Here is a 26382-nt window from a genome sequence, read left to right on the forward strand (position 1 = left end):
GCTGCCATCCCCTTATCCACGATCAATTGGCCGTGTCCTTGATAGATCAACCCCGGCGCGGCCTGCGCCTTCCGTGCCGCCGCTGAAGGCGGCGACCAATTTTTCCAGCACCGGCGAAAAGTCGCCATCGGCCGGAACGATGGATTCGGATGCCGGCAGCTCGGCTGTGCGGTGACATGCCGTGGCGTGTCCCGTGCCGTCCGCGAGCAGCGGCGGAACTTCGGTCCGGCAGCGCGCGATGACGTAGGGGCAGCGGGTATGGAAGCGGCAGCCGGAAGGCGGATGAAGCGCGCTCGGCATCTCGCCCTCCAGCACGATGCGGCTGCGCTTGGCCTGCGGCTTGGGTACGGGGATCGCCGACAGCAACGCACGGCTATAAGGGTGCCGGGGCGCGGCAAACAGCGCATCGGCCTGCGCAGTCTCGACGATGCCACCGAGATTCATCACGGCGACGCGGTCGGCGATGTGCTTTACGACCGCAAGATCGTGGGAGACGAAGATATAGGCGAGGCCGAGCCGGTCCTGCAGGTCGCGCAACAGATTGAGGATCTGCGAGCGGATCGAAACGTCGAGCGCCGACACCGGTTCGTCGCAGATGATCAATTTCGGCTCCACGGCAAGCGCCCGCGCAATCGCGATGCGTTGGCGCTGGCCGCCGGAAAACTCATGCGGATAGCGGCGGGCAAAGCGCGGCTCCAGCCCGACCAGCCGCAGCAACTCGCCAACGCGCTCGCGCCGCCGCTTGGCCGGCACCAGATCGTGCAACGCCAGCGGCTCGCTCAGGATCTGACTGACGGTCATACGCGGGTTGAGCGATGCATAAGGATCTTGAAAGATAATCTGCGCATCGCGGCGGAAGGCACGCAATTCATTGGCGTTTAGTGCGCCGAGGTCGCGGCCTTCAAAGCGAACAGTGCCCGCATCCGGCTCGATCAGCCGCAGCACCAGCCGGCTCACGGTGGATTTGCCACAGCCGGATTCGCCGACCAGCGCCAGCGTCTTGCCGGCCTCGACGGTGAAGCTGACGCCGTCGACCGCCTTCACATGGGCGGTGGGCCGGCCGAACACAGAGCGCGCGGCGACGAAATGTTTCACCAGGCCTTCGACTTCGAGGAGGGACGTCATGACACCAGCCGCTCCAGCGGCGCGCGGATACAGCGCGAGGCGTGGCCCGGACTCACGATTGCCAGCGGTGGCGGCGCGGCGGTGCAGGGGTCGACGACAAACGGACAGCGCGCGGCGAAGCGGCAGCCGGGCGGCGGGTTCGCCATGTTCGGCACCATGCCCTCGATCGTCGCCAGATGCGACGCGCGGCGATCGAGCCGCGGGATCGAGCCGAGCAGGCCGACGGTGTAGGGATGCTGTGGATTGGCAAAGAGCTCGTCGACCGGCGCCCGTTCGACGATTTCGCCGGCATACATCACCGCCACCTCGTCGCAGACTTCGGCGACCACGCCGAGATCGTGGGTTATCAGGATGATCGCAGCGCCGCTGGCAGCCTTCAGCTCGCGCATCAGGTCGAGGATCTGCGCCTGCAGCGTGACATCAAGCGCGGTGGTCGGTTCGTCCGCAATCAACAGGCGCGGGTCGCAGGCCAACGCCATCGCGATCATCACGCGCTGGCGCATGCCGCCGGAGAGCTTGTGCGGATATTCATCGATCCGCTTGTCGGGCGAGGGGATGTGCACACGACGCAACAGCTCGATGGCACGCTCCCGCGCCTGCCGCCGCGAACCGCCGCGATGGCGCAGGATCGTCTCGATGATCTGATCGCCGATCGTAAAGCTCGGATTGAGCGAGGTCATCGGCTCCTGAAAGATCATCGCGAGCCGGTTGCCGCGAAGGTCGCGCAATGTGTCGTCGGGAACGTCGAGCAGGTCAAAACCGTCGAAGCGGATCGAGCCCGAGACCTCGGCGGAGCGCTTTGACAGCAGCCCCATGATGGCGAGCGAGGTCACGCTCTTGCCGCAGCCGGATTCGCCGACAAGGCCGAGCGTGGCGCCATTGGCGACGCTGAGATCGACACTGTCCACTGCGTGGGTGGTGCGGCCGTCGTCGCCATGGAAGACGACGCGTAGTTTCTCGATCTCGATCAGCGGGCCCGCGGTCATGCCTTGCCCGTCGTCGCGGCTTGAACGCTGGCGTCAATGACCGCGCGGTCGGTGATCCCCGCCGGGTTCTTCCGCGTCGGCAGGAAGGGGCGAAAGTGCACCCAACGCTCGCGGCTCACTTGTTCCAGGCGTTCGAGTTCGGCCAGCGGATCGGTGTGGTCGTCGACGCGCAGGTCGAGATCGGACCATTCCTCCTCGCTATGGATCAATAGTGCCGCCGATTGCTTGCCGCGCTTGTCGCCGCCGGCGGCTTCGCCCGCCTTCATCGCGGCGATCAGCCGTTGCGCAAAGGGAAGGGTGGCGTTGGCGGCGTAGGCTTTCGCGGTGTCGTCGAGCACGGCGGCGCCGGCCAGCATGTTGCCGGCGAGGGAAAAGCCGTCGCCCTGGATATGTCCGCACCAGTCGATGCATTCGCGGCCGGTATGCGTGGCGATGCGGCCCTTGATATCCATGACGTGGAGCTGGCGGGCCTCGCGGCCGTCATCAATGGCAATCAGCGTATCGATCACCTCGCGCGGACTGCGCCCTTCGTGCAGCAGCTTGACGCCGTCGATACCGTAATAGGGATTGACCAGCGCTTGCGTTGCGATGCCGCCGATGCCGGGGGCGATATGCGGCACGCGCGCGCCGACCGCGAAAAACCGGGTCGCTACCGCAATGCCAATCTGGCCGGTAAGGGGATCACGGGCGATGATCGACCAGGTCATCTTGTCTTGTCCCCTCTGAATTACCTTCCCGCCGCGTAGCCCTGCATGCCCCTCGGATTGGCGGCGGCGCGGCGGCGGCGGCCGACCCTTGAGGCTGCAGTGAGGCGGCCTTCCGACCATTCGGGACCGATCTCGACGACATGGCCGCGACCCTTCAGCGTATCGACCGTCGCCTTCGGCACGCGGCTTTCGAGCACGAGCACGCCGGGGCGTGCAGTGCGCGGCCAGAACGAGATCGGGAAATGTTCGGAGTGCCAGGCCGGCGCGTCGATCGCTTCTTGCAGGTTCAGCTTGGCGTGGACATGGCGCAGGAAGAATTGCGTGGTCCATTGGTCCTGCTGGTCGCCGCCGGGCGATCCCCAGGCCATGTAGGGCTCGCCGTCGCGATAGCACATCGTCGGCGAAAGCGTGGTGCGCGGGCGCTTGCCGGGCGCCAGTGCTGCCGGATGATCTTCCTCCAGCCAGAACATCTGCGCGCGGCTGCCGAGGCAGAAGCCGAGTTCCGGAATGACCGGCGAGGATTGCAGCCAGCCGCCGGACGGCGTTGCCGAGACCATGTTGCCGGCCTGGTCGATGATGTCGAAATGCACGGTGTCGCCGCGCACCTCGCCGAAGCGGCCGACGGTCGGCTCGCCCGCGCCCATGGCGCCGACCGCCTCGCGGTGGCCCTCGGCGCGACGCAGCTTGACCACCGAACCAAAACCTTCCACCGAACCCGGGATGAAATCCAGCGAGGCCGCGTCCCTCGAGATCAGTTTGCGGCGCTCATCATTGTAGGCGTCCGACAGCAACGTCGTGATCGGGATATCCGTGAACTTGGGATCGCCATAAAACTTCTCGCGGTCCGCAAAGGCGAGTTTGGCGCATTCGATCTGCAGATGGATGAACTCCGGACCGGCCGGATCGAGCCCGTCGAGTTCAAAGCCTTTCAGCAACGCGAGCTGCTGCAGCATCACCGGGCCCTGGCTCCACACCCCGGGTTTGCAGACGGTATAGCGGCCATAGTCATAAGTAAGCGGCGCCTCGACGGTCGGCTGCCAGCGCGCCATGTCGTCGGCGGAGAGCACACCGCGATGTGGTGAGCCGGAGACGTCCATCACGTCCTGTGTGCGGCAGAATTTATCGATCGCCTCCGCGACAAAACCCTGCGACCAGGATTGTCGCGCGCGCTCGATCTGCGCGACGCGGTCGCCGCCTGCGCTCTCGGCCTCTTTCAAAATACGGGCGTAGGTTTCCGAGAGTTTCGTGTTGGTGAACAGCGTGCCCGGCCGGGGCACTTCATTGTTCGGCAAATAGACAGCCGCTGACGTCGTCCAGTGCTGCCGGAATAGTTTCTCGACCACCTGGATCGTTGCGGAGGCGCGCTCGACCAGCGGGTAGCCGTTGCCGGCATAGGCGATTGCGGGCTCCAGCACGTCACGCAGCCGCATCGTGCCGTAATCGCGCAAGAGCAGCATCCAGGATTCGAACGTGCCGGGGACGCAGGCCGCTAGAAGTCCGGTGCCGGGCACCATCTCCAGCCCTTCGCTCTTGTAATGTGCGATGGTGGCTTTCGCCGGTGCAGGGCCTTGGCCGCAGATCACCTCGGTGCGGCCGCGCTTGACGTCATGCACGATGATCGGCACGTCGCCGCCGGGGCCGTTCAGATGCGGCTCCACCACCTGCAGCGTGAACGCGGTGGCAACACCGGCATCGAATGCGTTGCCGCCCTTTTCCAGAATGCCCATGCCGACCGCGGTCGCGATCCAGTGCGTCGAGGTGACGACGCCAAAGGTGCCTTCGATTTCCGGCCTTGTGGTGAAGGGATCGGGATTGATGTTGCTCATGGGAGTCCAATGCCGTGCTGGTATCGCGATGCCGGTGCACTTGACCACAGGCGAGGCCGAATGCCAACCGTTGGCATGCCACGCATTGCACCCATCCCTGTGATCATACCGCGGCGGCAGTCTCAACCGGATGGTTGACGGCGTGGCAGGCGACGCCGTTGATCAGGGCGGGGGCTTCCTTCCGGCACAGATCGAACGCCAGCGGGCAGCGCGGGTTGAAGGCGCAGCCGGGCGGCGGGTCGATCGGGTTGGGGATTTCGCCCTTCACCGGAATCCGCTGGCGGCCGGACATCGCGAGATCAGGGACGGCGCCGAGCAGCATCTTGGTGTAGGGCATCCGCGGATTGGCGAACAATTCGCGCCCCTCGGCGATCTCGACAATACGCCCGAGATACATCACGCCGATGCGCGTCGCCATGTGCCGGACCACGGCGAGGTTATGGCTGATGAGGAGATAGGTCAGGCCGAACTTGTCCTGCAGGTCGCGCATCAGATTGAGGATCTGCGCCTGCACGGATACGTCGAGCGCCGAGGTCGGCTCGTCGCAGACGATGAACTCGGCGTCCGATGCCAGCGCGCGCGCAATCGCGATGCGCTGGCGCTGGCCGCCGGAGAATTCATGCGGATACTTCAGCCCGTCGTCCGGATGCAGCCCGACGAGACTCAATAGTTCACCGACGCGCGAGCGGATGTCGCGCTCGCCCTGGATCAGGTCGAAGGCGCGGATCGGCTCGGAGACGATGGCATCGACCCGGAAGCGCGGATTGAGGCTCGCATAGGGATCCTGAAAAATCATCTGGATGCGGCGGCGCAGCCGCTGACGTGCCTGGGCCTGCCTCGGATTCGTCATCGACACGCCGTCGATGACGACTTCGCCCGAGCTCGGCGGCAGCAATCCCACCACCATCCGCGCCACGGTGGTCTTGCCCGAACCGGACTCGCCGACGAGCGCGAATGTTTCGCCCTTCCTGATGTCGAAGGTTACGCCATCGACGGCCTTCAGAAACTCCAGATGGCCGCCTTCCAGCACGCGGTTGAGCCACGGTTTTGATACGTCGAATACGCGGCGCAGATTTCTCACGTCGACATAGGAGGCCGTCATGCCGCGCTCTCCTTCGCGGTTTCGTTGGGCGCCGGATCATAGAGATGGCAGGCGACCGCATGCGACCCCTGCTTGAGCGGTTCGGGGCGTTCGACGCGGCAGCGGTCGAACGCAAAGGCGCAACGCGGATTGAACGAGCAGCCCGGCGGGATCGCCGACAGCCGCGGCATCGAGCCTGGAATTTGCACCAGCCGCTTCTCTTCGCCCGCGAGCGTCGGGATCGCGCCCATCAACCCCTTGGCGTAGGGATGCAGCGGGTTCTGCACGACGTCCTGCACCGGGCCGATTTCGGCGATCCGGCCGGAATACATCACCGCGACGCGGTCCGAGGTTTCGGCGATCACGCCCATGTCGTGGGTGACCAGCATGACGGCCGTGCCGTGATCGCGCCCGAGCCGCTTGATCAGCGAGATGATCTGCGCCTGCACGGAGACATCGAGCGCCGTCGTCGGCTCGTCGGCGATGATCAGTTCCGGCTCGGCGCAGATCGCAAGCGCAATCACGACGCGCTGGCGCATGCCGCCGGAGAATTCGTGCGGATAGGCGTCGATGCGCTTTTCCGGTGCGGGAATTCCGACCTCGGCCAAAAGATCGATCGCACGCTTGCGCGCCGCGGTCTCCGACAAGTTCATGTGGGTTCTGATCGTCTCAACGATCTGGTCGCCGACCCGGTACAGCGGATTGAGGCTGGTCAGCGGATCCTGAAAGATCATGCCGATCCGCTTGCCCCGGATGCGGCGGATTTCTTCGGTCGGCAGATGGTCGATCCGCGTTCCCGACAGATAGATCTCGCCGCCGGCGATGCGGCCGGGCGGATCGATCAGCCCGATGACGGCTAGTCCCGTGACCGATTTGCCGGCGCCTGACTCGCCGACCACGCCGAGCACCTCGCCCTTGGCGATGTCGAAGGACACGCCGTTGATCGCGCGCAGCGTGCTGCGGCGGGTGAGGAATTCCACCTCGAGGTTACGCACGGAGAGGACAGGAGCGGTCATCGGAGTTTTGGATTGAGCGCGTCGCGCAGCCAGTCGCCGAGCAGGTTGATGGAGAGGATCAGCCCCGCCAGCGCTATGCCGGGGAAGGCGACGATCCACCATTCGCCAGCGAACAAATAGTTGTTGCCGATCCGGATCAGCGTGCCGAGCGAGGGCATGGTGTCGGGCATGCCGGCGCCGAGGAACGACAGCGTCGCTTCGGTAATGATGGCAAGTGCGAGGTTGATGGTCGCGATCACGAGGATCGGCCCCATCGTATTCGGCAGCACGTGCCGCAGCATGATCTTGGGCGCGGGCAGGCCGATCAGTTGCGCGGCGGCGACATAATCCTTGCTCTTCTCGACCATGACCGAGCCGCGCACGGTGCGGGCATATTGCACCCAGAAGCTCAGGCCGATCGCGATCACCAGCACGCCCAGCGTGCTCATGGCGTCCAGCCGGTTGCCGAGCACGGATTTGGCAACGCCGTTGACCAATAGCGCAATCAGGATGGCGGGGAAGGTGAGCTGCACGTCGGCGATGCGCATGATCAGCCCGTCGACCGCGCCGCCGACATAGCCCGCGATGAGGCCAAGCGTGATGCCGAGCGTGCCGGCCAGGATGACGCCGAGCACGCCGACCACGAGCGATATCCGCAAGCCGTAGAGAATGGCCGAAAACACGTCGCGGCCCTGTTCGTCGGTGCCGAGCAGGAACGGGCTCTGGCCTTCGGCGGTCCACAGCGGCGAGATCCGGGAGTTCATCAGTTGCAGCTGTGCCGGATCGAACGGGTTCTGCACCGACAATTGCGAAGCAAAGATCGCGAGCAGGAAGAACAGGACGGTGATGGCGGCCGCGACCATCGTCATGCGGGAACGGCGGAACGAATAGAAAATATCGCTGTCGAGCGCACGCTTCAGCCAGCTTGTCCCGGAACGCGCCGCCGCTGCGTTCGGCTCGACTCGGTGTGGTACGACGGCATCGGACATCTGGTCGCTCGCTTATGCCGGACGGCTGATGGTCGAGCGCAGGCGCGGATCGACGATGGTGTAGAGAATATCGACCACCAGATTGATGGTGACGAAAATCAGCGACACCATCAGCAGGTAGGCGGCCATGATCGGGATGTCGACGTTTTGCACGGCCTGCACGAACAACAATCCCATACCCGGCCACTGGAAGACGGTCTCGGTGATAATGGCAAATGCAATAACCGAGCCAAACTGCAGCCCCGCTACGGTGATCACGGGAACCAGTGTGTTCTTCAGCGCGTGGCCGAAATGGATGGCACGCGTCGTCAGGCCGCGGGCGCGGGCGAAGCGGATGTAATCGGTACGGAGCACTTCAAGCATTTCAGCGCGCACCAGCCGCATGATCAGGGTCATCTGAAACAGACCGAGCGTGATCGAGGGCATGATCAGCGCCTTCAGTCCGGACAGCGTGAGCAGGCCGGTGGTCCACCAGCCGATCCGCACCACATCGCCGCGGCCGAATGAAGGCAGCCACCCGAGCGTCACCGAGAACAGATAGATCAGGAGAATGCCGATCAGGAAGGTCGGCAGCGAGATGCCGATCAGCGACACCGCCTGGAAGAATTTTGTGAGAATCGTATCGCGCCGCAGCGCCGAATAGACGCCCATCAGAATGCCGAACACCATGGCGAGAACGGTGGCACAGGCCGCGAGTTCCAGCGTCGCCGGCATCCGCTCCATCAGAAGGTTCGAGACCGGCTGGCGAAATTGATAGGAGACCCCGAACTTGAATTGCACGGCGTTGGTAAAATAGCGCACGAACTGCACCGGCACGGGATCATCGAGCCCGAGCGACTTGCGCACCGCCTCGCGCTCGGCGGCCGGCGTATCCAGCGAGACGATCTGATTGACGGGGTCGCCGGCGAAACGGAACATCGAGAAGGCAATGACGCCGACCGCGATCATGACGCCGATGGCCTGGATAGCGCGGCGAAGAGTGAAAGCGAGCATGAATTCCTTTCACTGCTCTTTAGATGCGGCGGCGGACGTCGCTGTCGCCTCGATAAAGAAAGGTCCCGGAAGCCATAAGCCGCCGGGACCTGTGTTGAAGCCGATTAGTCCTGTTTGGTTGCCCAGTAGAGCAGGACCTGGTTGTCGGCGCGCTGGCTCAGCTTGACCTTCTTCGATACGCCCCAGGCCAGCGCCTGCTGGTGCAGCGGGATGTATCCGAAGTCCTTGGCGCCGATCGCGTAGGCGTCCTTGATCAGGAGATCACGCTTGCTCATGTCGGACTCCTGCAACACCTTGTCGGTGAGTTCGTCGAGCTTCTTGTTGCAGTAGCCGCCGAGATTGCCCTCGCCGCGCGCCGATTTCGGATCGTCGCGGCAACCCATGATGTCGAACAGGACGTTGTGCGAATCGAGCGTGCCGGGCGTCCAGCCGAGCAGATAGAACGAGGTCTGGTAACCGCCGGGCTTCAGCACCTTGGCGAAATACTGCGCCTTGGGCTGGGCCAGCAGCGTCACCTTGACGCCGATGCGCGCCAGCATGCCGACGACCGCCTGACAGATCGCGGCGTCGTTGACATAACGGTCGTTCGGGCAGTCCATCGTGACTTCGAAGCCGTCGGGGTAGCCGGCTTCGGTCAGGAGCTTCTTGGCGCCATCAGGATCGAATTTCGGGCGCGTGAAGTCGCCGGACAGCTTGAACAATTGCGGTGCGATCATCAGCGGCGAGGGCGTCGACAGGCCGCGCATGACGCGGGTCTTGATCAATTCGATGTCGACGGCCTTGAAGAAGGCCTCGCGCACCTTGATGTCCTTGAACGGATTCTTGCCCTTGACGTTGGAGTAGAGCAACTCGTCGCGCACCTGATCCATGCCGAGGAAAATGGTGCGAAGTTCCGGTCCCTTCAGCACCTGGGCGTTCGGGCTGGAATCGACCCGCGTGATGTCCTGGATCGGAACTGGCTCGATGACGTCGACTTCGCCCGACAGCAGTGCGGCGACGCGCGTGGCGTCCGAGCCGATCGGGGTGAAGACGATTTCCTTGAGGTTATGCTCGGGCTTGCGCCACCAGTTCGGATTGGCCTTGTAGACGGTCTTGACGCCCGGCTGATGGCTTTCGACCGTGAAGGGGCCGGTGCCGTTGGCATTGAGCGAGGCAAAGCTCGGTGTCGTTGCCGCGGCCGGTGTGGGCTCGACGGCGTTGTTCGCCTCGGCCCACTTCTTGTCCATGATGTACCAGGTATCCCATTGCGAATTGAGGATGGGATTGGGCGAGGTCAGGATGAAATCCACCGTGTGGTCGTCAATCTTCACGACCTTGGCGTCGGTGGGAATGCGGGTCTGCAGGTTCGAGCCCTTCTTGCGGACACGATCCGCCGAGAAGACCACGTCGTCGGCGGTGAAGGGGTCGCCATTGTGGAATTTCACGCCCTTGCGCAGATGGAACCGCCAGCGGGTGGGCTCCGGCGTTTCCCATTTTTCCGCGAGCGCGGGGATGATCTTCAGATCCTTGTCGCGGGCGACGAGGCCTTCGAAGACGTGCCCGAGATGGGCGTGGGTGGTGCTTTCGTTCAGCGTGTAGGGGTCGAGCGACTTGAGGTCGCCCTGGTTGGCATAGCGCAGGGTCTGGGCCGATGCCGGCGCTATTGCAAAGGCGAGGATGGAGGCCGTGGCCGCTGCAAGCAAAGTGTGACGTACCGACATTGTTCGATTCCCCCGCATTGATCGGCAATTTCTGCAATTAGCGCGGATATTGCCGAGCCATGTTGCCAAAGTCCAGCCGCCGCGCAAAGCATCATTATCCCGCACTGCGTGCCGGTTTGCGCGGCGGTGCGGCAATGAGTAGGTTCACCATAGGACGTGCGCGTAAGCCCGTTACATTAAACTTTCGGAGTGCTGGATGGCGGAACTGAAGGCCGACGTTCTCGTCCTGGGTGCGGGCATGGTCGGCGTCAGCGCCGCCTTGCACCTGCAGAAGCGCGGCCGGAACGTGGTTCTGATCGACCGGCACGGCACTGCCGGCGAGGAGACCAGTTACGGCAATGGCGGATTGATCGAGTGCGCCTCGGTTTTTCCCTATATGTTTCCGCGGGACGTGGGGCAGATCCTGCGCTACGCGTTCCTTCGCGCGCCCCAAGTGAGCTATCATTTCCGGGACTTGCCGTCCTTCCTGCCGTGGTTGACGCGGTATTTCCTCGCCTCGTCACCCAAGCGTGCACTGCACAGCGCGATGGCCGAATTGCCGCTGATCCAGCGCAGCCTGATCGAGCATGAGGCGCTGATTACGGAAGCCAATGTGCCGGAACTGTTGCGGCGGACCGGCTGGATCAAGCTGTTTCGCTCTGAGGCGACGTTTGCGGGTGCCGTGCAGGATCTCAAGCGCGCCGGGCAGCATGGCGTCACCGGCGAGGTGCTGGACGGGCCTGCGATTATCGCGCGCGAGCCGCATCTGACCGGCGAATTCTCCGGCGCCATCCATTTTCCCACGCCGGGGTTTGTGCCCGACCCCGGCGGGCTGGCCAAGGCCTATTCCGCATTGTTCGGCCGCAAGGGCGGGCGCTATCTGATCGGCGATGCCCGAACGCTCGAACCATCGGGCGGAAGGTGGCGGGTGGCGACACTGGAAGGCTCTGTTACGGCGCGTGAGGTCGTGGTGGCGATGGGGCCGTGGTCGGATCAGGTCCTCCGGCCGCTTGGCTATTCGATCCCGCTGCAGGTCAAGCGCGGTTATCACCTGCATCTCAAGCCGCGCGGCAATGCGGTCCTGCATCATCCCGTGCTGGATACCGATCTCGGCTATCTGCTGGCGCCGATGAACCGTGGCATTCGCCTGACCACCGGTGCCGAGTTTGCCCACCGCGATCGACCGCCGACGCCGGTCCAGGTCGAGCGGGCCCTGCCGCGGGCGCACCGATTGTTCCCGCTGGGCGAGCCGGTCGACGCCAAGCCATGGATGGGCGCACGGCCCTGTCTGCCCGATATGCTGCCGGTGATCGGCAAGGCCCCCCGCCATGACGGGCTGTGGTTCGATTTCGGCCACCAGCACCATGGCCTGACGCTCGGCCCCGCGACCGGCCGCCTGCTGGCCGAAATGATGACCGGCGAGACCCCGTTTGCCGATGTCAGGCCGTTTGCCATCGAACGGTTTGGTTGACCATATCGGGCATAGGGAGCCGGGGGACCGGCTCTTGTCCTTGCGTCATCAGGGCCATCGTGGCGATACTGCAAGGAACCAGCAAGAGGAGCGGTCATGAAAGTTAACGTCGAAATCGATTGCACGCCGCTGGAGGCCAGGCAGTTCTTCGGATTGCCGGACGTCTCGCCGATGCAGACCGCCGTGATGGACAAGATGCAGCAGCAGGTGATGGCCAACATCGAAAAGGTCTCACCGGAGTCGCTGATCCAGAGTTGGTTCACGTTCGATCCCAAGATCGCCGAGCGATTCCAGGATATGTTCGTGACCATGGCCGGTCTTGGCGGCATGACCAAGAAGGACAAGTAAGTGACGGTCGCGGAGAGCGCGGCTGCGACGGAGGAGCAAAGGCTTCGGCCACCCAGCCTGTTTCTGATGCTGGCCGAGACGAGGGCGCTGTTCGAACTGAACTCGAGCCTGTTGCTGTCGCCGCTCCTGATGCGCGCGCCGCGGGGCGACGGACATCCAGTGCTGACGCTGCCGGGCTTTCTTGCCAGCGATCTTTCGATGGCGCCGATGCGGCGCTACCTGAAAGAACTCGGCTACGACGCCTATGCGTGGAACATGGGCCGCAATTTCGGCGGCGTCGTTTCCAAGCGCAGTGCGTTGCGCGAACTGCTGCAGCGCATTCATGACCAGACCGGCCGCAAGGTCAGTTTGGTCGGCTGGAGTCTCGGCGGTGTTTATGCGCGCGATCTTGCGCTGCAGATGCCGGAGATGGTGCGTTCCGTGATTACGCTCGGCAGCCCGTTTGCCAACGACATCCGGGCGACCAACGCCACGCGTCTGTATGAGGCGCTGTCGGGGGAGACCGTCGACGACAACCCGGAAATCCTCCAGGCGATCGCCGGTGACCTGCCGGTGCCGGCGACCTCGATCTATTCGCGGACCGACGGCATCGTGAACTGGCACACCAGCCTGTTGCGTCCCTCCGTATCAGCCGAAAATATCGAGGTGTACTTCGCCAGCCATATCGGGCTCGGCGTCAATCCCGCGGCCTTATGGGCGGTGGCCGACCGCCTGGCGCAGGCGGAGGGCGAATTTAAGCATTTTGACCGATCAGGACCATTTGCCATTGCCTACGGCCCCCCGGAAAATGCACAATCGTAAGTCAACGCCCTGAGCCAAAGGGCATGATCCCGAAACTTCCCGCCCTGCAATTGATGCGGGATAGCTAGCGGTTTTCGGATATGCTCCAATAATAAAGACATTCCTGACGCCAGAAGCGCCGCCAAGGCGCCGCGTTATCTACTGCGGGAGGAAAAGCATGGCGGACGCCAAGAAACTGTCTTCGCTGGACGCGTCGTTTCTGTATCTGGAAACGCCGGAGATGCCGATGCATGTCGGCAGCATGGCGATCTTCCGCCTGCCCGAGGGCTACAAGGGCGACTTCTTCGAAGAGTTCAAGGCGATGATCGCCTCGCGGCTGCACATCGCGCCGATCCTGAAAGCGCGCCTGGAGAAGGCGCCGCTCGACATCGACCATCCCTCCTGGGTCGAGGACGACCAGTTCGACATCGATCGCCATATCTTCCGCGCCAGTTTGCCGGCGCCGCGCGATCGCGCGACGCTGGAACGTATCGTCGGCTGGATGCATGCAAAACTGCTCAACCGCGCCCGTCCGCTCTGGGAGTTCTATGTCTTCGAAGGTATGAAGGACAACGAGATCGGACTCTATTCCAAGATGCACCATGCCTGCATTGATGGCGGCGCCGGCGCGGCGCTGACCAGCATGATCTATGACATCACGCCGGTGCCGCGTCAGGTCGAGCCGCCGACCGCGCCCAAGGTAGCGCAGGAGCCGCGCGACATCGCCGCCAACCTGATCGATTCCTACCAGCAGCTCTGGACGCAGCCGTTCGACGCCAAGGCGGCGCCGAAGACCCTCGAACTGCCGCGCACGGGAAAAAGCGATCTCGGTTCGATCCTGTTCGACAACGCCATGTTCCAGATCGAATCCGCGGTGAAGTTCGCCAGCAGCGTGCCGACGGTGCTGAAGAGCCTCTCCGACGTCGTCGGCAAGGTTGCCGATCCCAAATCGCGCGACAGCCTGGCCAGCATGGCCTCGCCGCCGACCATTCTCAACAAGACCATCTCGTCGGAGCGCAGCTTCGCCGGCGTCTCGATCTCGCTGTCGCGTGCCAAAGCGTTGGCGAAAGCGTCCGGCGGCAAGCTCAACGACGTCGTGCTGGCGCTATCGTCAGGCGTGGTGCGGCGCTATCTCATCAGCCAGGGCGGTCTGCCGAACAAATCGCTGACGGCGGCGGTGCCGATCTCGCTGCGAGAGGAGGGCAATGCCGACGCCAATAACCAGGTGTTCGGCATGATCTGCTCGATCGCCACCAATATCGAGGATCCGAAGGGGCGGCTGGAAACCATCATCGCGCAATCCACCAAGTCGAAGGAGATGTCGCATCCGCTGCGGGCGCTAATGCCGCAGGTCTCCAACCTCTCGATGCTGGGCGCGCCGATCGTGACCCAGATATTGGCGCTGCTCTACAGCCGCTCCAACCTCTCCGACGTGCTGCCGCCGGCCGCCAACATCACCGTTTCAAACGTCCCCGGGCCGCGACAGACGCTGTATGCGGCCGGTGCCGAACTCCTGCACATCTTCCCGGTCTCGATCTCGACGCATGGCATTGCGCTCAACATCACCGTGCAGAGCTATCGCGACCAGCTCGATTTTGGCTTCATCTCCGGTGCCAACATCATTCCGCATGTCCAGGTTCTCTGCGACATGCTCCCGCAGGAATTTGAAGCACTGGAGGCGGCATACGCACCGCCGCCGAACATGACCAGCGCGGCTGAATAGGAAGTCGCCATGATTGAAATGCCGCCGCTGCAATTTGCCGAGGTGAACGGCATTCGCATGGGCTTCTATGAGGCGGGGCCCGCATCCGACAAGCCGCCGGTCGTGCTGTGCCACGGCTGGCCGGAAATCGCTTTCTCCTGGCGTCACCAGATCAAGGCGCTGAGCGAAGCCGGCATCCGGGTGATTGCGCCGGACCAGCGTGGTTATGGCGCGACCGACCGGCCCGAGCCGGTCGAGGACTACGACATGGAGCACCTGACCGGCGATCTCGTCGGTCTGCTCGACCATCTCAAGATCGACAAGGCGATCTTCGTCGGCCACGACTGGGGCGGCTTCATCGTCTGGCAGATGCCGCTGCGCCATATCGACCGCGTCGCCGGCGTGGTCGGCGTCAACACCCCGCATTGGGATCGCGCGCCGGCCGACCCGATCGAGCTGTTTCGAAAGCGTTTCGGCGACAGCATGTATATCGTGCAGTTTCAGGATCCTGCCCGCGAGCCGGACAGGATTTTCGGCAGCCGGGTCGAGCAGACCTTTGACGCGTTCATGCGCAAGCCGGTGGCGCGGCCCCCCGGCACGCCGGAGGAGCAGCCGATTGCCGGCGTCGGCGCATCGGCGCGGCTCAATCTGGCGTTTCCGCAGATGATCGCGAATTACGATGCCAGGCACGATCCGCGCACGCCGATCCTGTCGGCGGAAGAAAAGAAGGTGTTCGTCGATACTTTCACCAGAACGGGCTTCACCGGCGGCATCAACTGGTATCGCAATTTTTCGCGCAACTGGCAGCGCTCGGAAGGGCTCGACCATACGGTGCGCGTGCCCTCGCTGATGATCATGGCCGAGAACGACGGGGTGCTGCCGCCGTCGGCCACCGTGGGCATGGAGAAGCTGGTGCCCGATCTCGAGAAGTATCTCGTGCGCGACAGCGGCCATTGGACGCAGCAGGAAAAGCCGGACGAGGTCAGCGCCAAGCTGATCGAATGGCGTAGAAAAAGGTTTGGGTGACACGTCATTCCGGGGCGATGCGAAGCATCGAACCCGGAATCTCGAGATTCCCCGATGCGCAATTGCGCATCTGAGGTCTGGTCCTTCGGACCATCGCGGAATGACGGGTGAGTGGGAAGGGTAGGAGAAACTTCGACAATGGCGTCCGGCAACAAACTGAACCCGATCCCGCATCCGCCGAAAAAACCCGTCGTCGGCAACATGCTGTCGCTGGACCCCAACGCGCCGGTGCAGCACCTGGTCAAGCTTTCCAAGGAGCTCGGGCCGATCTTCTGGCTCGACATGATGGGCGCGCCGCTCGTCATCGCCTCCGGCCACGACCTGATCGACGAGCTTTCCGACGAGAAGCGTTTTGACAAGACCGTGCGCGGCTCGCTGCGCCGCGTCCGCGCCGTCGGCGGCGACGGGCTCTTCACCGCAGATACGACCGAGCCGAACTGGAGCAAAGCGCATAACATCCTGCTGCAGCCATTCGGCAACCGCGCGATGCAGTCCTATCACCCGAGCATGGTCGACATCGCCGAGCAGCTCGTGAAAAAATGGGAGCGGCTCAACCCCGACGACGAAATCGACGTCGTGCAGGACATGACGGCGCTGACGCTCGACACCATTGGTCTCTGCGGTTTCGACTATCGCTTCAATTCGTTCTACCGCCGCGACTATCACCCGTTCGTGGAATCGCTGGTGCGCTCGCTCGAGACCATCATGATGACCCGCGGCCTGCCGCTGGAAAATCTCTGGATGCAGAAGCGACGCAAGACGCTGGCCCAGGATGTCCACTTCATGAACAAGATGGTCGACGAGATCATCGCCGAGCGCCGCGGCAACGCGGAAGCCACTGATGCCAAGAAGGACATGCTGGGCGCCATGATGACCGGCGTCGACCGTTCAACCGGCGAGCAACTCGACGACGTCAACATCCGCTACCAGATCAACACCTTCCTGATCGCGGGCCACGAGACCACCAGCGGCCTGTTGTCCTGCACGATTTACGCGTTGCTCAAGCATCCGGAAATCCTCAAGAAGGCCTATGAGGAAGTCGACCGGGTGCTCGGCCCCGACATCGACGCAAAGCCGACCTATCAGCAGGTCACCCAGCTCACCTACATCACGCAGGTGTTGAAGGAAGCGCTGCGGATGTGGCCGCCGGCGCCGGCCTACGGCATCACGCCGCTGCAGGACGAGACCCTTGGCGGCGGCAAGTACAAGCTGAAGAAGAACACGTTCATCACCGTGCTGGTGATGGCGCTGCACCGCGACCCCAGCGTCTGGGGCCCGAATCCCGATGTGTTCGATCCCGAGAATTTCAGCCGCGAGGCGGAGGCCAAACGTCCGATCAATGCGTGGAAGCCGTTCGGCAACGGCCAGCGCGCCTGTATCGGCCGTGGCTTTGCGATGCATGAGGCGGCGCTGGCGATCGGCATGATCCTGCAGCGCTTCAAGCTGATCGACCATCACCGCTACCAGATGCACCTCAAGGAAACGCTCACCGTCAAGCCGGATGGTTTCAAGATCAAGGTGCGGCCGCGCGCCGACAAGGACCGCGGCGCCTTCGCCGGCCGTGCTGCGGTAGCGGCGGCCGCCTCGAGCGCAGCGGTGCCGCAGGCACGAACCCGCCCGGGACATAACACGCCGCTGCTCGTGCTCTACGGCTCCAACCTCGGTACTGCAGAAGAACTGGCAACACGGGTTGCCGACCTCGCCGAGGTCAACGGCTTCTCGACCAGGCTCGGCGCGCTCGACGATTACATCGGCAAGCTGCCGGAAGAGGGCGCGCTGATGGTCTTCTGCGCGTCCTACAACGGCGCGGCTCCTGATAACGCCACGCAGTTCGTTAAATGGCTGGACAGCGGCCTGCCGAAGGATGCGTTCGCCAAGGTGCGCTACGCCGTGTTCGGCTGCGGCAACAGCGACTGGGCCGCGACCTATCAGTCGGTGCCGCGGATCATCGACGAGCAGTTGGCGGCGCATGGCGCGCGCAGCCTCTATGGCCGCGGCGAGGGCGATGCCCGCAGCGATCTCGACGGCCAGTTCGAAAAATGGTTCGCGGCGGCAGCGCCCGCGGCGATGAAGGAATTGGGCGTCGATTCCAGTTTCGCGCGCAGCGCCGACGACGCGCCGCTCTACTCGATCGAGCCGGTGGCGCCTTCCGCCGTCAACACCATCGTGACCCAGGGCGGCGTCGCGCCGATGAAGGTGCTGGTCAATTCCGAGCTGCAGAACAAGGCCGGCGCCAATCCATCCGACCGCTCGACCCGGCATATCGAGGTGGAATTGCCGCCCGGCATCGCCTACCGCGTCGGCGACCATCTCAGCGTGGTGCCGCGCAACGATCCGGCGCTGGTGGATTCCGTTGCGCGCCGTTTCGGTTTCCTGCCGGCCGATCAGATCCGGCTGCAGGTCGCCGAGGGCCGCCGCGCGCAATTGCCGGTCGGCGATGCCGTCTCGGTCGGGCGTCTCTTGACCGAGTTCGTGGAGTTGCAGCAGATCGCGACCCGCAAGCAGATCCAGATCATGTCGGAACACACGCGCTGCCCCGTCACCAAGCCGAAGCTGCTCGCCTATGTCGGTGACGATGCCGCGTCCACCGAGCTTTATCGCTCGGATGTCCTCGCCAAGCGCAAATCGGTGTTCGATCTGCTGGAGGAACATCCGGCCTGCGAATTGCCGTTCCACGCCTATCTCGAAATGCTGTCGCTGCTGGCGCCGCGCTATTACTCGATCTCATCCTCTCCCTCGCTCGACTCGACGCGCTGCAGCGTCACCGTCGGCGTGGTGGAAGCGCCGGCGAGCTCGGGACGCGGTGTCTACAAGGGCGTCTGCTCCAATTATCTCTCCGGCCGTCGCGTCGGCGACAGCGTGCATGCGACCGTGCGCGAGACCAAGGCCGGCTTCCGTCTGCCCGACGATCCGTCGGTGCCTGTGATCATGATCGGCCCCGGTACAGGGCTGGCGCCGTTCCGCGGCTTCCTGCAGGAGCGCGCGCATCGCAAGGCGCAGGGCGCCAATCTCGGCCCGGCGATGCTGTTCTTTGGCTGCCGTCATCCCGAACAGGATTTCCTCTATGCGAATGATTTGAAGGCCTTCGCCGCCGACGGCATCACCGAGCTGCACACCGCCTTCTCGCGCGCCGACGGACCGAAGACCTATGTGCAGCATCAGGTGGCCGCACAGAAGGACCGCGTCTGGAACCTGATCGAGCAGGGCGCGATCGTCTATGTCTGTGGCGACGGCGGCAAGATGGAGCCTGACGTCAAGGCGGCGCTGGTTGCGATCTATCGCGAAAAGTCGGGTGCGGATGCCGATGCGGGTTCGCGCTGGATCGACGATCTCGGCACCAAGAACCGCTACGTGCTGGACGTGTGGGCGGGCGGATAAATTGTAGGGTGGGCAAAGCGAAGCGTGCCCGCCATCGCTTGCGCCAGACGGCAGAATGGTGGGCACGGCGCTTGCGCGCCTTTGCCCACCCTACGGCTCTTCGCATGCCGCTGATCATGCTAAAAGCCCCCGCATGATTCCCTGGGAAAAAATCGACACCGCCCGCATTCCCGGTACCGACGACGACCTCCGCCTGATGCGCCGCGGCAAGGAGTTCTCCATCAAGCTCGGCTCCAACGAGCTGATGAACAGCCGCCTCTCGGGCTCCGAGGAGGCGCTGGCAACCCTTGCGGCGAGGAAGATCGAGAAGGTCGCCGGCCCGCGCGTGCTTATCGGCGGATTGGGCATGGGCTTTACGTTGCGCGCCGCGCTTGCCGTGTTCGGAAGCAAGGCGCAGATCGTGCAGGCAGAGCTTGTTCCGGCGGTCGTCGCCTGGGCGCGGGGACCGATGGCGGAGATCTTTGGCGATAGTCTCGCCGATCCTCGCGTGAACATTCGCGAAGGCGATGTCGCCGAGATCATCCGATCGCATCGCGGCGCATTCGACGCCATTCTCCTCGATGTCGACAACGGCCCCGAAGGGCTCACCCGCAAGGCCAACGATGCGCTCTACGATTCAGTCGGGCTGAACGCGACGCGCGCGGCGCTGCGGCCGGGCGGCGTGCTGGCGGTGTGGTCTTCGGGGCCTAACGCGGCATTCGCAAAGCGCTTACGCAGCGCACGCTTCGACGTCAACGAAGTCAACATCCGCGCCACCGGCAAAGGCCGCGGCGTGCGTCACATCATCTGGATCGCGACGAAAAGTTAGAAAGGTAGGGTGGGCAAAGCGCAGCGTGCCCACCACTTCCACCGATTAACCTACGCCGCCTTCGCCGCCGCGCCATGCGCGTGCTTGTCGATCGCATCGATGATCTGTGGCCACATCGGGATCGGCAGCGCATGACCCATGCCCTCGATCATCAGCAGCTTTGCGCCTGGTATCGATGCCGCCGTGTCCTTGCCGCCTTCGGGCCGCACCAGCGGATCGACGGTGCCGTGAATGACCAGCGTCGGTGTCTTCACCTGGGCGAGGCGCTCCTTGCGGCTGCCGGAGGCCAGCACCGCCCGCAATTGCCGGCCGACGCCGGCAGGGTTGAGGCCGCGTTCATAGGTGCGCGCGGCGCGCGCCGGATCGAGTGCCTCGTCTTCGGGGAAGGAGCCGACACGCAGCACTTTCCAGGTCTTGGCGAACCGCGCGAAGTATTCTTCCTTCGATGTCGGCGGCGGCGCCATCAGCACGGCGGCGGCCTCGCGCGTCGGCGCCGGGATCTTGGGATTGCCCGTGGTCGACATGATCGAGGTCAACGAGCGCACCCGCTGCGGGAATGAGAGTGCAATCTCCTGTGCGATCATCCCGCCCATTGAGGCGCCGACGAGGTGCGCCGACTGGATGCCGAGCGCGTCCATCAGGCCGACGGTATCCTTGGCCATGTCGATCAATCTGTAGGTCGACGCCACCGGGATCTTCAGGAACCGCTGCTTCAGTAGTTCGAACGGCGTCAGCCGCTTGCCACCGGTGAGGTGCGAGGATTTGCCGATGTCGCGATTGTCGAAGCGGATGACGCGAAAGCCGCGCCCGGCGAGCTGGCGGCAGAAATCGTCATCCCAATGGATCATCTGGGCGCCGAGCCCCATGATCAGGAGCAGCGGTTCCGCGGCCGGATCGCCGAAGATCTCGTAGCAGATGTCGATGCCGTTGGCGTGGGCGATCTGTGGCGGCTGATGGGCAAGCATCGCGTGTGTCTTCCCTCAAGTGATACCGGAGTAACTATGGCACGGTTTCCCGCACCGCAGAAGGCTTGGCGGCGGTTGACCGGCCCGCCGCAACGGTGTGGTATGGGCCAAATACAAGCGAAGCGTGGCAAGCGCTCGTAACCGTGAGGGAGAGGGCGCCTATGGCCGACAAAGGCAACGATCCTGCCGTGATCTGGCAGACCATGATCGGGGAGATGGAGAAGGGGTTCAACTCCTTTGCCAACCAGGCGATGACGTCGCCGGAGTTCTCCAAGGTAATGAACCAGGTCGGCGGCGCGACCGCAGGCGCGCAAAAACAGCTTGGCGAACTGATGGAGAAGTATCTCCTGGCGATGAACCTGCCGAGCCGGGCGCAGATGGTCGGCATGGCCGAGCGCATCCAGGCGATCGAAGGCCAGCTCAACGAGATCAAGGCGCTGCTGCAGCAGGTGCACCACAACTCGCTGGCGCCGGACAGCGGCTACGGCACGCCACGGCCGCCGCGCACCAAGCGTCCGCCATCGGAGGGAGAGCAAAAATGAACGCTCCCACCGGTCTCGATTTCGCCTCCATCTCGGAGCGGGTCCAGTCCGAGGTGCAGCGCGCGATCCAGCGCAGCATCAAGGGCGTCGAATATTTTTCCTCGTCCGGCCCCTCGCTCGGCTCGACGCCAAAGGACATCCTGGCCGTCCGCGGCACCATGAACCTCTATCACTACCGGCCGGTTGCGGATGAAATCTACCGCGTCCCGATCCTGATCGTGATGGCCACCACCAACCGCGGCTACATCCTCGACATGGTGCCCGGCCAGAGCTTCATCGAGTTTCTGCTGAAGCGCGGCTACGACGTCTACATGCTGGACTGGACCGCGCCGAAGCCGGAAGAGAAGAGCTTGCGGATGGAGGACTACGTCCTCGACTTCATTCCGGACTGCATCCGCCGCGTGCAGCAGGATTCCGGCGAAAAGGACGTCAGCATCATCGGCTATTGCTTCGGCGGCGTGCTGTCGCTTCTGTATGGCTCGATCTTCCACGACGGGCCGATGAAGAACCTGATCTGCTTCACCACGCCGATCGATTTCCGCGAAATGAAGCTGTTCTCGAACTTCTCCGACCGCCGCTATTTCGATGTCGACCGCCTGATCGACACCACCGGCAACATGCCGCCCGAACTGATCCTGCAGTCGTTCGAGATGCTGCGGCCGGGCTCGCGCGTCGCGAGCCAGGTACAGCTCTGGGACAACATCTGGAACGACGAATACGTCAAGGCCTACCGGATGATGGATCGCTGGGGCACCGATACCTTGCCGCTGGCCGGCGAGTACTTTCGCGCCATCACCAAGGACCTGATGTGGGACAACAAGCTCTACAACGACACCATGACGGTTGGCGGGCGCGAGGCAAAGCTTGCGAACATCAAGGTGCCGATCCTGCATGCGGTCGCCGAGCACGATCACATCGTGCCCTATGACGCCGCCAAGCATCTGATCGCCAAGATCGGCTCATCGGACAAGGAAGAGGTGGTGCTGAAGGGCGGTCACGTCAGCGTCGTCGCCGGCGCCAACGCCATCAAGCGGCTGTGGCCGAAACTGGATTCCTGGCTAGGTAAGAGATCAACATGAGCGAGACACGTTCCTATCCGCGCCACGTCAAGACCGACGCGGGCGACATCGAATTTCGACTGATGGCGCGCGCCGATGAGCCGGCGGTGCTGGCGTTTGCGCAAAAACTTCCGACGCATGATCTGCTGTTCCTGCCGCGCAATATCAGCCAGCCCAAAGTGCTGTCGGCCTGGGTCAACGAGATCGAGCGCGGCGCTATCACGAGCCTGCTGGCGGTGAAGAACGGGACGGTGGTCGGTTGCGGCACGCTGGTGTGCGACCCGCATTCCTGGTCGCCCCATGTCGGCGGGATCAGGATGGTGGTGTCGCTTGATGTCCGCGGGCAGGGGGTCGGCCGGGCGCTCTCCCAGGAGACCTTCGCGCTGGCGCTTGGTGCCGGGCTGGAAAGGCTGACGGTGCAGATGACGGTCGACCAGCAGGCGGCGATCGCCCTGTTCGAGAGCCTCGGCTTCAAGGCCGAGGCCCTGCTGCGGGACCATGTTCGGGACATCGACGGCAAGAAGCACGACATCGTTGTGCTCGGGCACAACGTGGCGCAGGTTCGGGCACAGCTCGAGGCCTATGGGGTCCCCGGGGCGGTCCAGCACTAGCGGTGCCAGAGCCCGGACAAAAACTCGCAAAACAACCCCATGCAAAGTAGGCCGGGCGGGGGCCCGGCATTAGACCAAAGTGGAATTTTGCCGGTTCGCGCGGCAAAGCGCTCATTTGGCAGGCTCTTCACGATTTCGTGATATCGCGATGCAACATTGATGTTGCGTCGCACCATTAACTATGGCACAACACTCGTGCCCCGGGCCAAACCGGACGGGGTGAGCCCCGTTGCTCAAACCTGAGGATGGAGAGACCCCCAATGACCACCGAAACCAATTCCGTGCTGAACACCGTCAAGGAAGCCTTCGCCCCCGTCACCGAGGCGTTCACCAAGCTCCAGAACCTGGAAGTTCCGGAAGCCGCCCGTGAGTTCGTGAAGAAGCAGGCCGAGACCGCGAAGGTTCGCGCTGCCGACTTCCATGCCGGTTCCGAGAAGGTCACTGCTGCCGTCGAGACCGCCGTTGCCGGTTCGGTCGCCGAGGCCGCCAAGATCAGCCGCAACATCCAGCAGGCGCTGTACCAGGACGCGGAAGCGTTCTTCGCCGGCATCGACAAGCTCGCTTCGGCCAAGTCGCTGAGCGAAGCCGCCCAGATCCAGTCGGACCTGGTCCGTGCGCGTGGCGAAGTGCTCGTGTCGCGGGCGAAGGCCTCCACCGAGTATCTCGGCAAGCTCGTCGCCGACGGTGCCAAGACCGCGCAGGACAATTTCTCCAAGGTCTATTCCAAGACCGCCTGATCGCGATCCGCTGACAACTGTCCAATTCGAAGGCCCGCCTAGCGGGCCTTCTTTTTGTCGGGGGTCGGCATAGATCAATGCTGCATCCTCCTGCGTCATTGCCTGCGACAAACGCGAAGCGTTTGCGCAAGGGAGCGAAGCGACGAAGCAATCCACCTCAGCTTTCCGCCCGCGGTGAGGTGGATTGCTTCGCTGCGCTCGCAATGACGGAGTAGGCTGACGCAGGCGCGAATCTCCTTCGAAAGCCGTCATGACGCTTCCCGCCACCTTCGTCATCGATACGCCCGGCGACGCCGCGCGCGCCGCCGAATTGCGGCGCGTGAAGTTGCTGGCGACGGGGGTGCTTGCGGCGACGTTTGTCGTTTTCCTTGGCGCGAAGGCGTTGGTGCCGGTACATCCGGTATTCGGCTTCATCGCAGCTTTTGCCGAGGCGGCGACCATCGGCGGTCTCGCCGACTGGTACGCCGTGGTCGCGCTGTTCAAACGGCCGCTGGGCCTGCCGATCCCGCACACTGCGATCATCCAGAGCAACCAGCACCGTATCGCCGACAAGCTTGGCGAATTCATCGAACAGCATTTCCTGGAAGCCGCGCCCGTCGAAGCCAAGCTGCGGGAGATCGATTTCGGTTCGTTCATCGCCGACTGGCTGCGCGACCGCAAACGCAGCGAGGATCTCGCGCGCTTTGCGCTGCGGCTGCTGCCCGAAGCGGTAGCCGCGACCGAGAACTCGGGGCTGATGACCTTCGTCAGCCGCCGCATCACCGCGCAACTGATGGCGATCGATCTGGCGCCGCTGGCCGCCGGCACCTTGCGTACCTTCGTGAAGGAGGGCCGCCATCAGGGCCTGCTCGACGATCTCCTGCGCGGCGTGCATGAGACGATGACGCAGGCCGAGACCATGGCGATGATCCGCGAGAAGATCCGCGCCGAATTGCCGACGCTCTTGAAGCTCTATCGCGCCGACAAGTTTCTGGTGAACAAGATCGTGGCTTCCGCCACCGCCTTCTTCGAGGAAGTCCGCAACGATCCCGCGCATCCGTTCCGCGGCGAGTTCGACCGGATGGTGCTGACCTTCGTCGATCGCCTCGGCACCGATCCGGTATATGCCGAGAAGATCGCCGGCCTGAAGCGCGACCTGCTGGCGCGTCCCGAACTGACCGGTCTTGCACGCCACATCTGGGCGAACGTGCGCTCCTTCTTCGAGCGCAGCGCCTCCGGCGAAACGCAGGTACTGGAACAGTATCTCGTGCGCATGTTCGTAACAGCAGGCGAGGCCTTGGCCAGCGACGCCGAACTGCGCGCCGAAATCAACCAGGGTCTCGTCGCGGTGCTGCGCACGGTCGTTGCCGAACAGAAGAGTGGCGTCTCCACCTTCATCTCCGACCAGGTCAAGTCGTGGGACATGGGGCAGCTGATCTCGCTCATCGAGATCAACATCGGCCGCGACCTGCAATACATCCGCTTCAACGGCTCGCTGATCGGCGGGCTTGCGGGGCTGGCGCTCTACACGCTCGAATACCTGCTGCGGCTGCTGTGACTAATTGATCACGTCAACGCTTTTACTTTTCCCAAGTGTGATCTGGGCCGCTTGCAAGAGCAAAACCGGTTCCCTAGCTTTTTATGGAACAATGTTGCGTTGCGAACGATTCTGCTGCGTTGCGTCTAACTGAACCAGTGGCCTGGCTGCCGAGACGTAAGGGGCCGACCCGAGAGGAGACATGATGTCCGTTGCTACACAGACGCTTGCGCCGCCGTCCAGGACCCTGATGTTTCTGGAGGGCCGTGCCATTTCCGAGTTGGGTGCTTTTCTCGGCGCGTTGCCGCTGCTGAGCCTCGCCCCGCGTGGTGACGGTCATCCGGTGCTGGTGCTGCCCGGGCTCGTTGCTTCCGATACCTCGACGCGGCCGCTGCGGACTTTCCTGCGCAATCGCGGCTACGCCGTCTCAGGCTGGCGCCAGGGACGCAATCTCGGTCTGCGCCATGGCGTGCAGAACGCGATGGTCGATCTGGTGCAGGAGTTGAACGATACCCATGGCCGCAAGGTCTCGCTGGTCGGCTGGAGCCTCGGCGGTCTCTACGCGCGCCAGCTCGCCAAGATGATGCCGGAGCGCGTGCGCTCGGTGATCACGCTCGGCAGCCCGTTTGCGTCGGGCCCGAAGGCAACCAACGCCTGGCGTGTTTACGAGATCGCAAGCGGCCGCCGCGCCGACGAGGAGGACCACCGTTTCGGCGGCGCGCTGTCTTCGACGCCGCCGGTGCCGACCACCGCCATCTTCAGCCGCACCGACGGCATCTGCGCCTGGCAGGGCTGCATGGAGAAGACCTCGGCGACCTCGGAGAGCATCGAGGTCGAGAGCAGCCATTGCGGCATGGGCCATCATCCCGCCGTCGTCTACGCGGTCGCCGATCGCCTGGCGCAGCGGGAAGGCGAGTGGGCGCCGTTCGATCGAAGCGGCTGGCGCGCGTTGGTGTATCCGAACCCGCATCGCTGAGGCGCGGGCCGCGAACTCCGACAGCCTCGCCCCGCCTGCGGGGAGAGGCCGACGCGCAGCGGCGGATGAGGGGGCTCTCCGCG

Annotated in this window: 23 protein-coding genes; 13 read left to right on the top strand and 10 right to left on the bottom strand. The window is 63.8% G+C overall.

Annotated features, from left to right (window positions below; genetic code table 11):
• Nucleotides 1–12: 12 nt before the first annotated feature.
• The 9 genes from CQ12_RS33220 to CQ12_RS33260 all read right to left on the bottom strand — a co-directional run bounded on the left by CQ12_RS33220 (nt 13) and on the right by CQ12_RS33260 (nt 10402).
• The gene (locus CQ12_RS33220; RefSeq protein ID WP_057839501.1) at nt 13–1125 is read right to left on the bottom strand and encodes an ABC transporter ATP-binding protein; all 1113 of its coding nucleotides are present in this window, start codon (nt 1123–1125) and stop codon (nt 13–15) included.
• Entirely contained in the window at nt 1122–2111 is a 990-nt protein-coding gene (locus CQ12_RS33225; protein ID WP_057839502.1) for an ABC transporter ATP-binding protein, read from the bottom strand. The genes CQ12_RS33220 and CQ12_RS33225 overlap by 4 nt, the downstream gene beginning before the upstream one ends.
• Nucleotides 2108–2818, bottom strand: a complete 711-nt coding sequence (locus CQ12_RS33230) for a DUF1028 domain-containing protein (RefSeq protein ID WP_057839503.1) — start codon at nt 2816–2818, stop codon at nt 2108–2110. Before CQ12_RS33230 ends, CQ12_RS33225 begins: the two co-directional genes overlap by 4 nt.
• Nucleotides 2819–2838: 20 nt before the next feature.
• The gene (locus CQ12_RS33235) at nt 2839–4644 is read right to left on the bottom strand and encodes a gamma-glutamyltransferase family protein (RefSeq protein ID WP_057839504.1); all 1806 of its coding nucleotides are present in this window, start codon (nt 4642–4644) and stop codon (nt 2839–2841) included.
• A 103-nt stretch (nt 4645–4747) separates the two neighbouring features.
• A complete protein-coding gene (locus tag CQ12_RS33240; RefSeq protein WP_057839505.1) occupies nt 4748–5746 on the bottom strand; it encodes an ABC transporter ATP-binding protein in 999 nt (332 codons plus the stop codon).
• Nucleotides 5743–6741, bottom strand: coding sequence for an ABC transporter ATP-binding protein (locus CQ12_RS33245; protein WP_057839506.1), 999 nt, complete (start codon nt 6739–6741; stop codon nt 5743–5745). The genes CQ12_RS33240 and CQ12_RS33245 overlap by 4 nt, the downstream gene beginning before the upstream one ends.
• Nucleotides 6738–7709, bottom strand: a complete 972-nt coding sequence (locus tag CQ12_RS33250) for an ABC transporter permease (RefSeq protein WP_057839507.1) — start codon at nt 7707–7709, stop codon at nt 6738–6740. The genes CQ12_RS33245 and CQ12_RS33250 overlap by 4 nt, the downstream gene beginning before the upstream one ends.
• 12 nt (nt 7710–7721) lie before the next feature.
• Nucleotides 7722–8702 (bottom strand): ABC transporter permease, encoded by a 981-nt coding sequence (locus tag CQ12_RS33255; protein ID WP_057839508.1) that lies wholly within the window; start codon nt 8700–8702, stop codon nt 7722–7724.
• 104 nt (nt 8703–8806) lie between these two features.
• Complete coding sequence (locus CQ12_RS33260) at nt 8807–10402, bottom strand: ABC transporter substrate-binding protein (RefSeq protein ID WP_057839509.1); 1596 nt, start codon at nt 10400–10402, stop codon at nt 8807–8809.
• Between the two features lie 196 nt (nt 10403–10598).
• On the opposite strand from CQ12_RS33260, the gene CQ12_RS33265 reads away from it, so the two are divergent.
• The 7 genes from CQ12_RS33265 to CQ12_RS33295 all read left to right on the top strand — a co-directional run bounded on the left by CQ12_RS33265 (nt 10599) and on the right by CQ12_RS33295 (nt 19894).
• On the top strand, nt 10599–11852 hold the full coding sequence (locus CQ12_RS33265) for an NAD(P)/FAD-dependent oxidoreductase (protein WP_057839510.1): 1254 nt from the start codon (nt 10599–10601) through the stop codon (nt 11850–11852).
• Nucleotides 11853–11948: 96 nt separating this feature from the next.
• A complete protein-coding gene (locus tag CQ12_RS33270; protein WP_057839511.1) occupies nt 11949–12200 on the top strand; it encodes a DUF6489 family protein in 252 nt (83 codons plus the stop codon).
• A 66-nt stretch (nt 12201–12266) separates the two neighbouring features.
• A complete protein-coding gene (locus CQ12_RS33275) occupies nt 12267–13001 on the top strand; it encodes an esterase/lipase family protein (RefSeq protein WP_245310277.1) in 735 nt (244 codons plus the stop codon).
• A 157-nt stretch (nt 13002–13158) separates the two neighbouring features.
• Entirely contained in the window at nt 13159–14703 is a 1545-nt protein-coding gene (locus tag CQ12_RS33280) for a WS/DGAT/MGAT family O-acyltransferase (protein ID WP_057839513.1), read from the top strand.
• Between the two features lie 9 nt (nt 14704–14712).
• Nucleotides 14713–15708, top strand: a complete 996-nt coding sequence (locus CQ12_RS33285; RefSeq protein ID WP_057839514.1) for an alpha/beta fold hydrolase — start codon at nt 14713–14715, stop codon at nt 15706–15708.
• 138 nt (nt 15709–15846) lie between these two features.
• Nucleotides 15847–19086, top strand: a complete 3240-nt coding sequence (locus tag CQ12_RS33290) for a bifunctional cytochrome P450/NADPH--P450 reductase (protein ID WP_057839515.1) — start codon at nt 15847–15849, stop codon at nt 19084–19086.
• 133 nt (nt 19087–19219) lie between these two features.
• On the top strand, nt 19220–19894 hold the full coding sequence (locus tag CQ12_RS33295; RefSeq protein WP_057839516.1) for a spermidine synthase: 675 nt from the start codon (nt 19220–19222) through the stop codon (nt 19892–19894).
• A gap of 50 nt (nt 19895–19944) precedes the next feature.
• Here the strand turns inward: CQ12_RS33295 and CQ12_RS33300 are convergent, their stop codons facing one another.
• Complete coding sequence (locus CQ12_RS33300) at nt 19945–20859, bottom strand: alpha/beta fold hydrolase (RefSeq protein WP_057839517.1); 915 nt, start codon at nt 20857–20859, stop codon at nt 19945–19947.
• Between the two features lie 161 nt (nt 20860–21020).
• On the opposite strand from CQ12_RS33300, the gene CQ12_RS33305 reads away from it, so the two are divergent.
• The 6 genes from CQ12_RS33305 to CQ12_RS33330 all read left to right on the top strand — a co-directional run bounded on the left by CQ12_RS33305 (nt 21021) and on the right by CQ12_RS33330 (nt 26299).
• The gene (locus tag CQ12_RS33305) at nt 21021–21401 is read left to right on the top strand and encodes a hypothetical protein (RefSeq protein WP_057839518.1); all 381 of its coding nucleotides are present in this window, start codon (nt 21021–21023) and stop codon (nt 21399–21401) included.
• On the top strand, nt 21398–22480 hold the full coding sequence (locus CQ12_RS33310; protein WP_057839519.1) for an alpha/beta fold hydrolase: 1083 nt from the start codon (nt 21398–21400) through the stop codon (nt 22478–22480). The genes CQ12_RS33305 and CQ12_RS33310 overlap by 4 nt, the downstream gene beginning before the upstream one ends.
• Nucleotides 22477–23070, top strand: coding sequence for a GNAT family N-acetyltransferase (locus tag CQ12_RS33315; RefSeq protein ID WP_057839520.1), 594 nt, complete (start codon nt 22477–22479; stop codon nt 23068–23070). The genes CQ12_RS33310 and CQ12_RS33315 overlap by 4 nt, the downstream gene beginning before the upstream one ends.
• A 260-nt stretch (nt 23071–23330) precedes the next feature.
• Entirely contained in the window at nt 23331–23807 is a 477-nt protein-coding gene (locus tag CQ12_RS33320; protein WP_057839521.1) for a phasin, read from the top strand.
• Nucleotides 23808–24057: 250 nt separating this feature from the next.
• Entirely contained in the window at nt 24058–25344 is a 1287-nt protein-coding gene (locus CQ12_RS33325) for a DUF445 domain-containing protein (RefSeq protein WP_057839522.1), read from the top strand.
• Nucleotides 25345–25528: 184 nt separating this feature from the next.
• A complete protein-coding gene (locus CQ12_RS33330; RefSeq protein WP_057839595.1) occupies nt 25529–26299 on the top strand; it encodes an esterase/lipase family protein in 771 nt (256 codons plus the stop codon).
• The last annotated feature ends 83 nt before the right edge of the window (nt 26300–26382 follow it).

The sequence above is a fragment of the Bradyrhizobium jicamae genome (assembly GCF_001440395.1).
Classification (GTDB): domain Bacteria; phylum Pseudomonadota; class Alphaproteobacteria; order Rhizobiales; family Xanthobacteraceae; genus Bradyrhizobium; species Bradyrhizobium jicamae.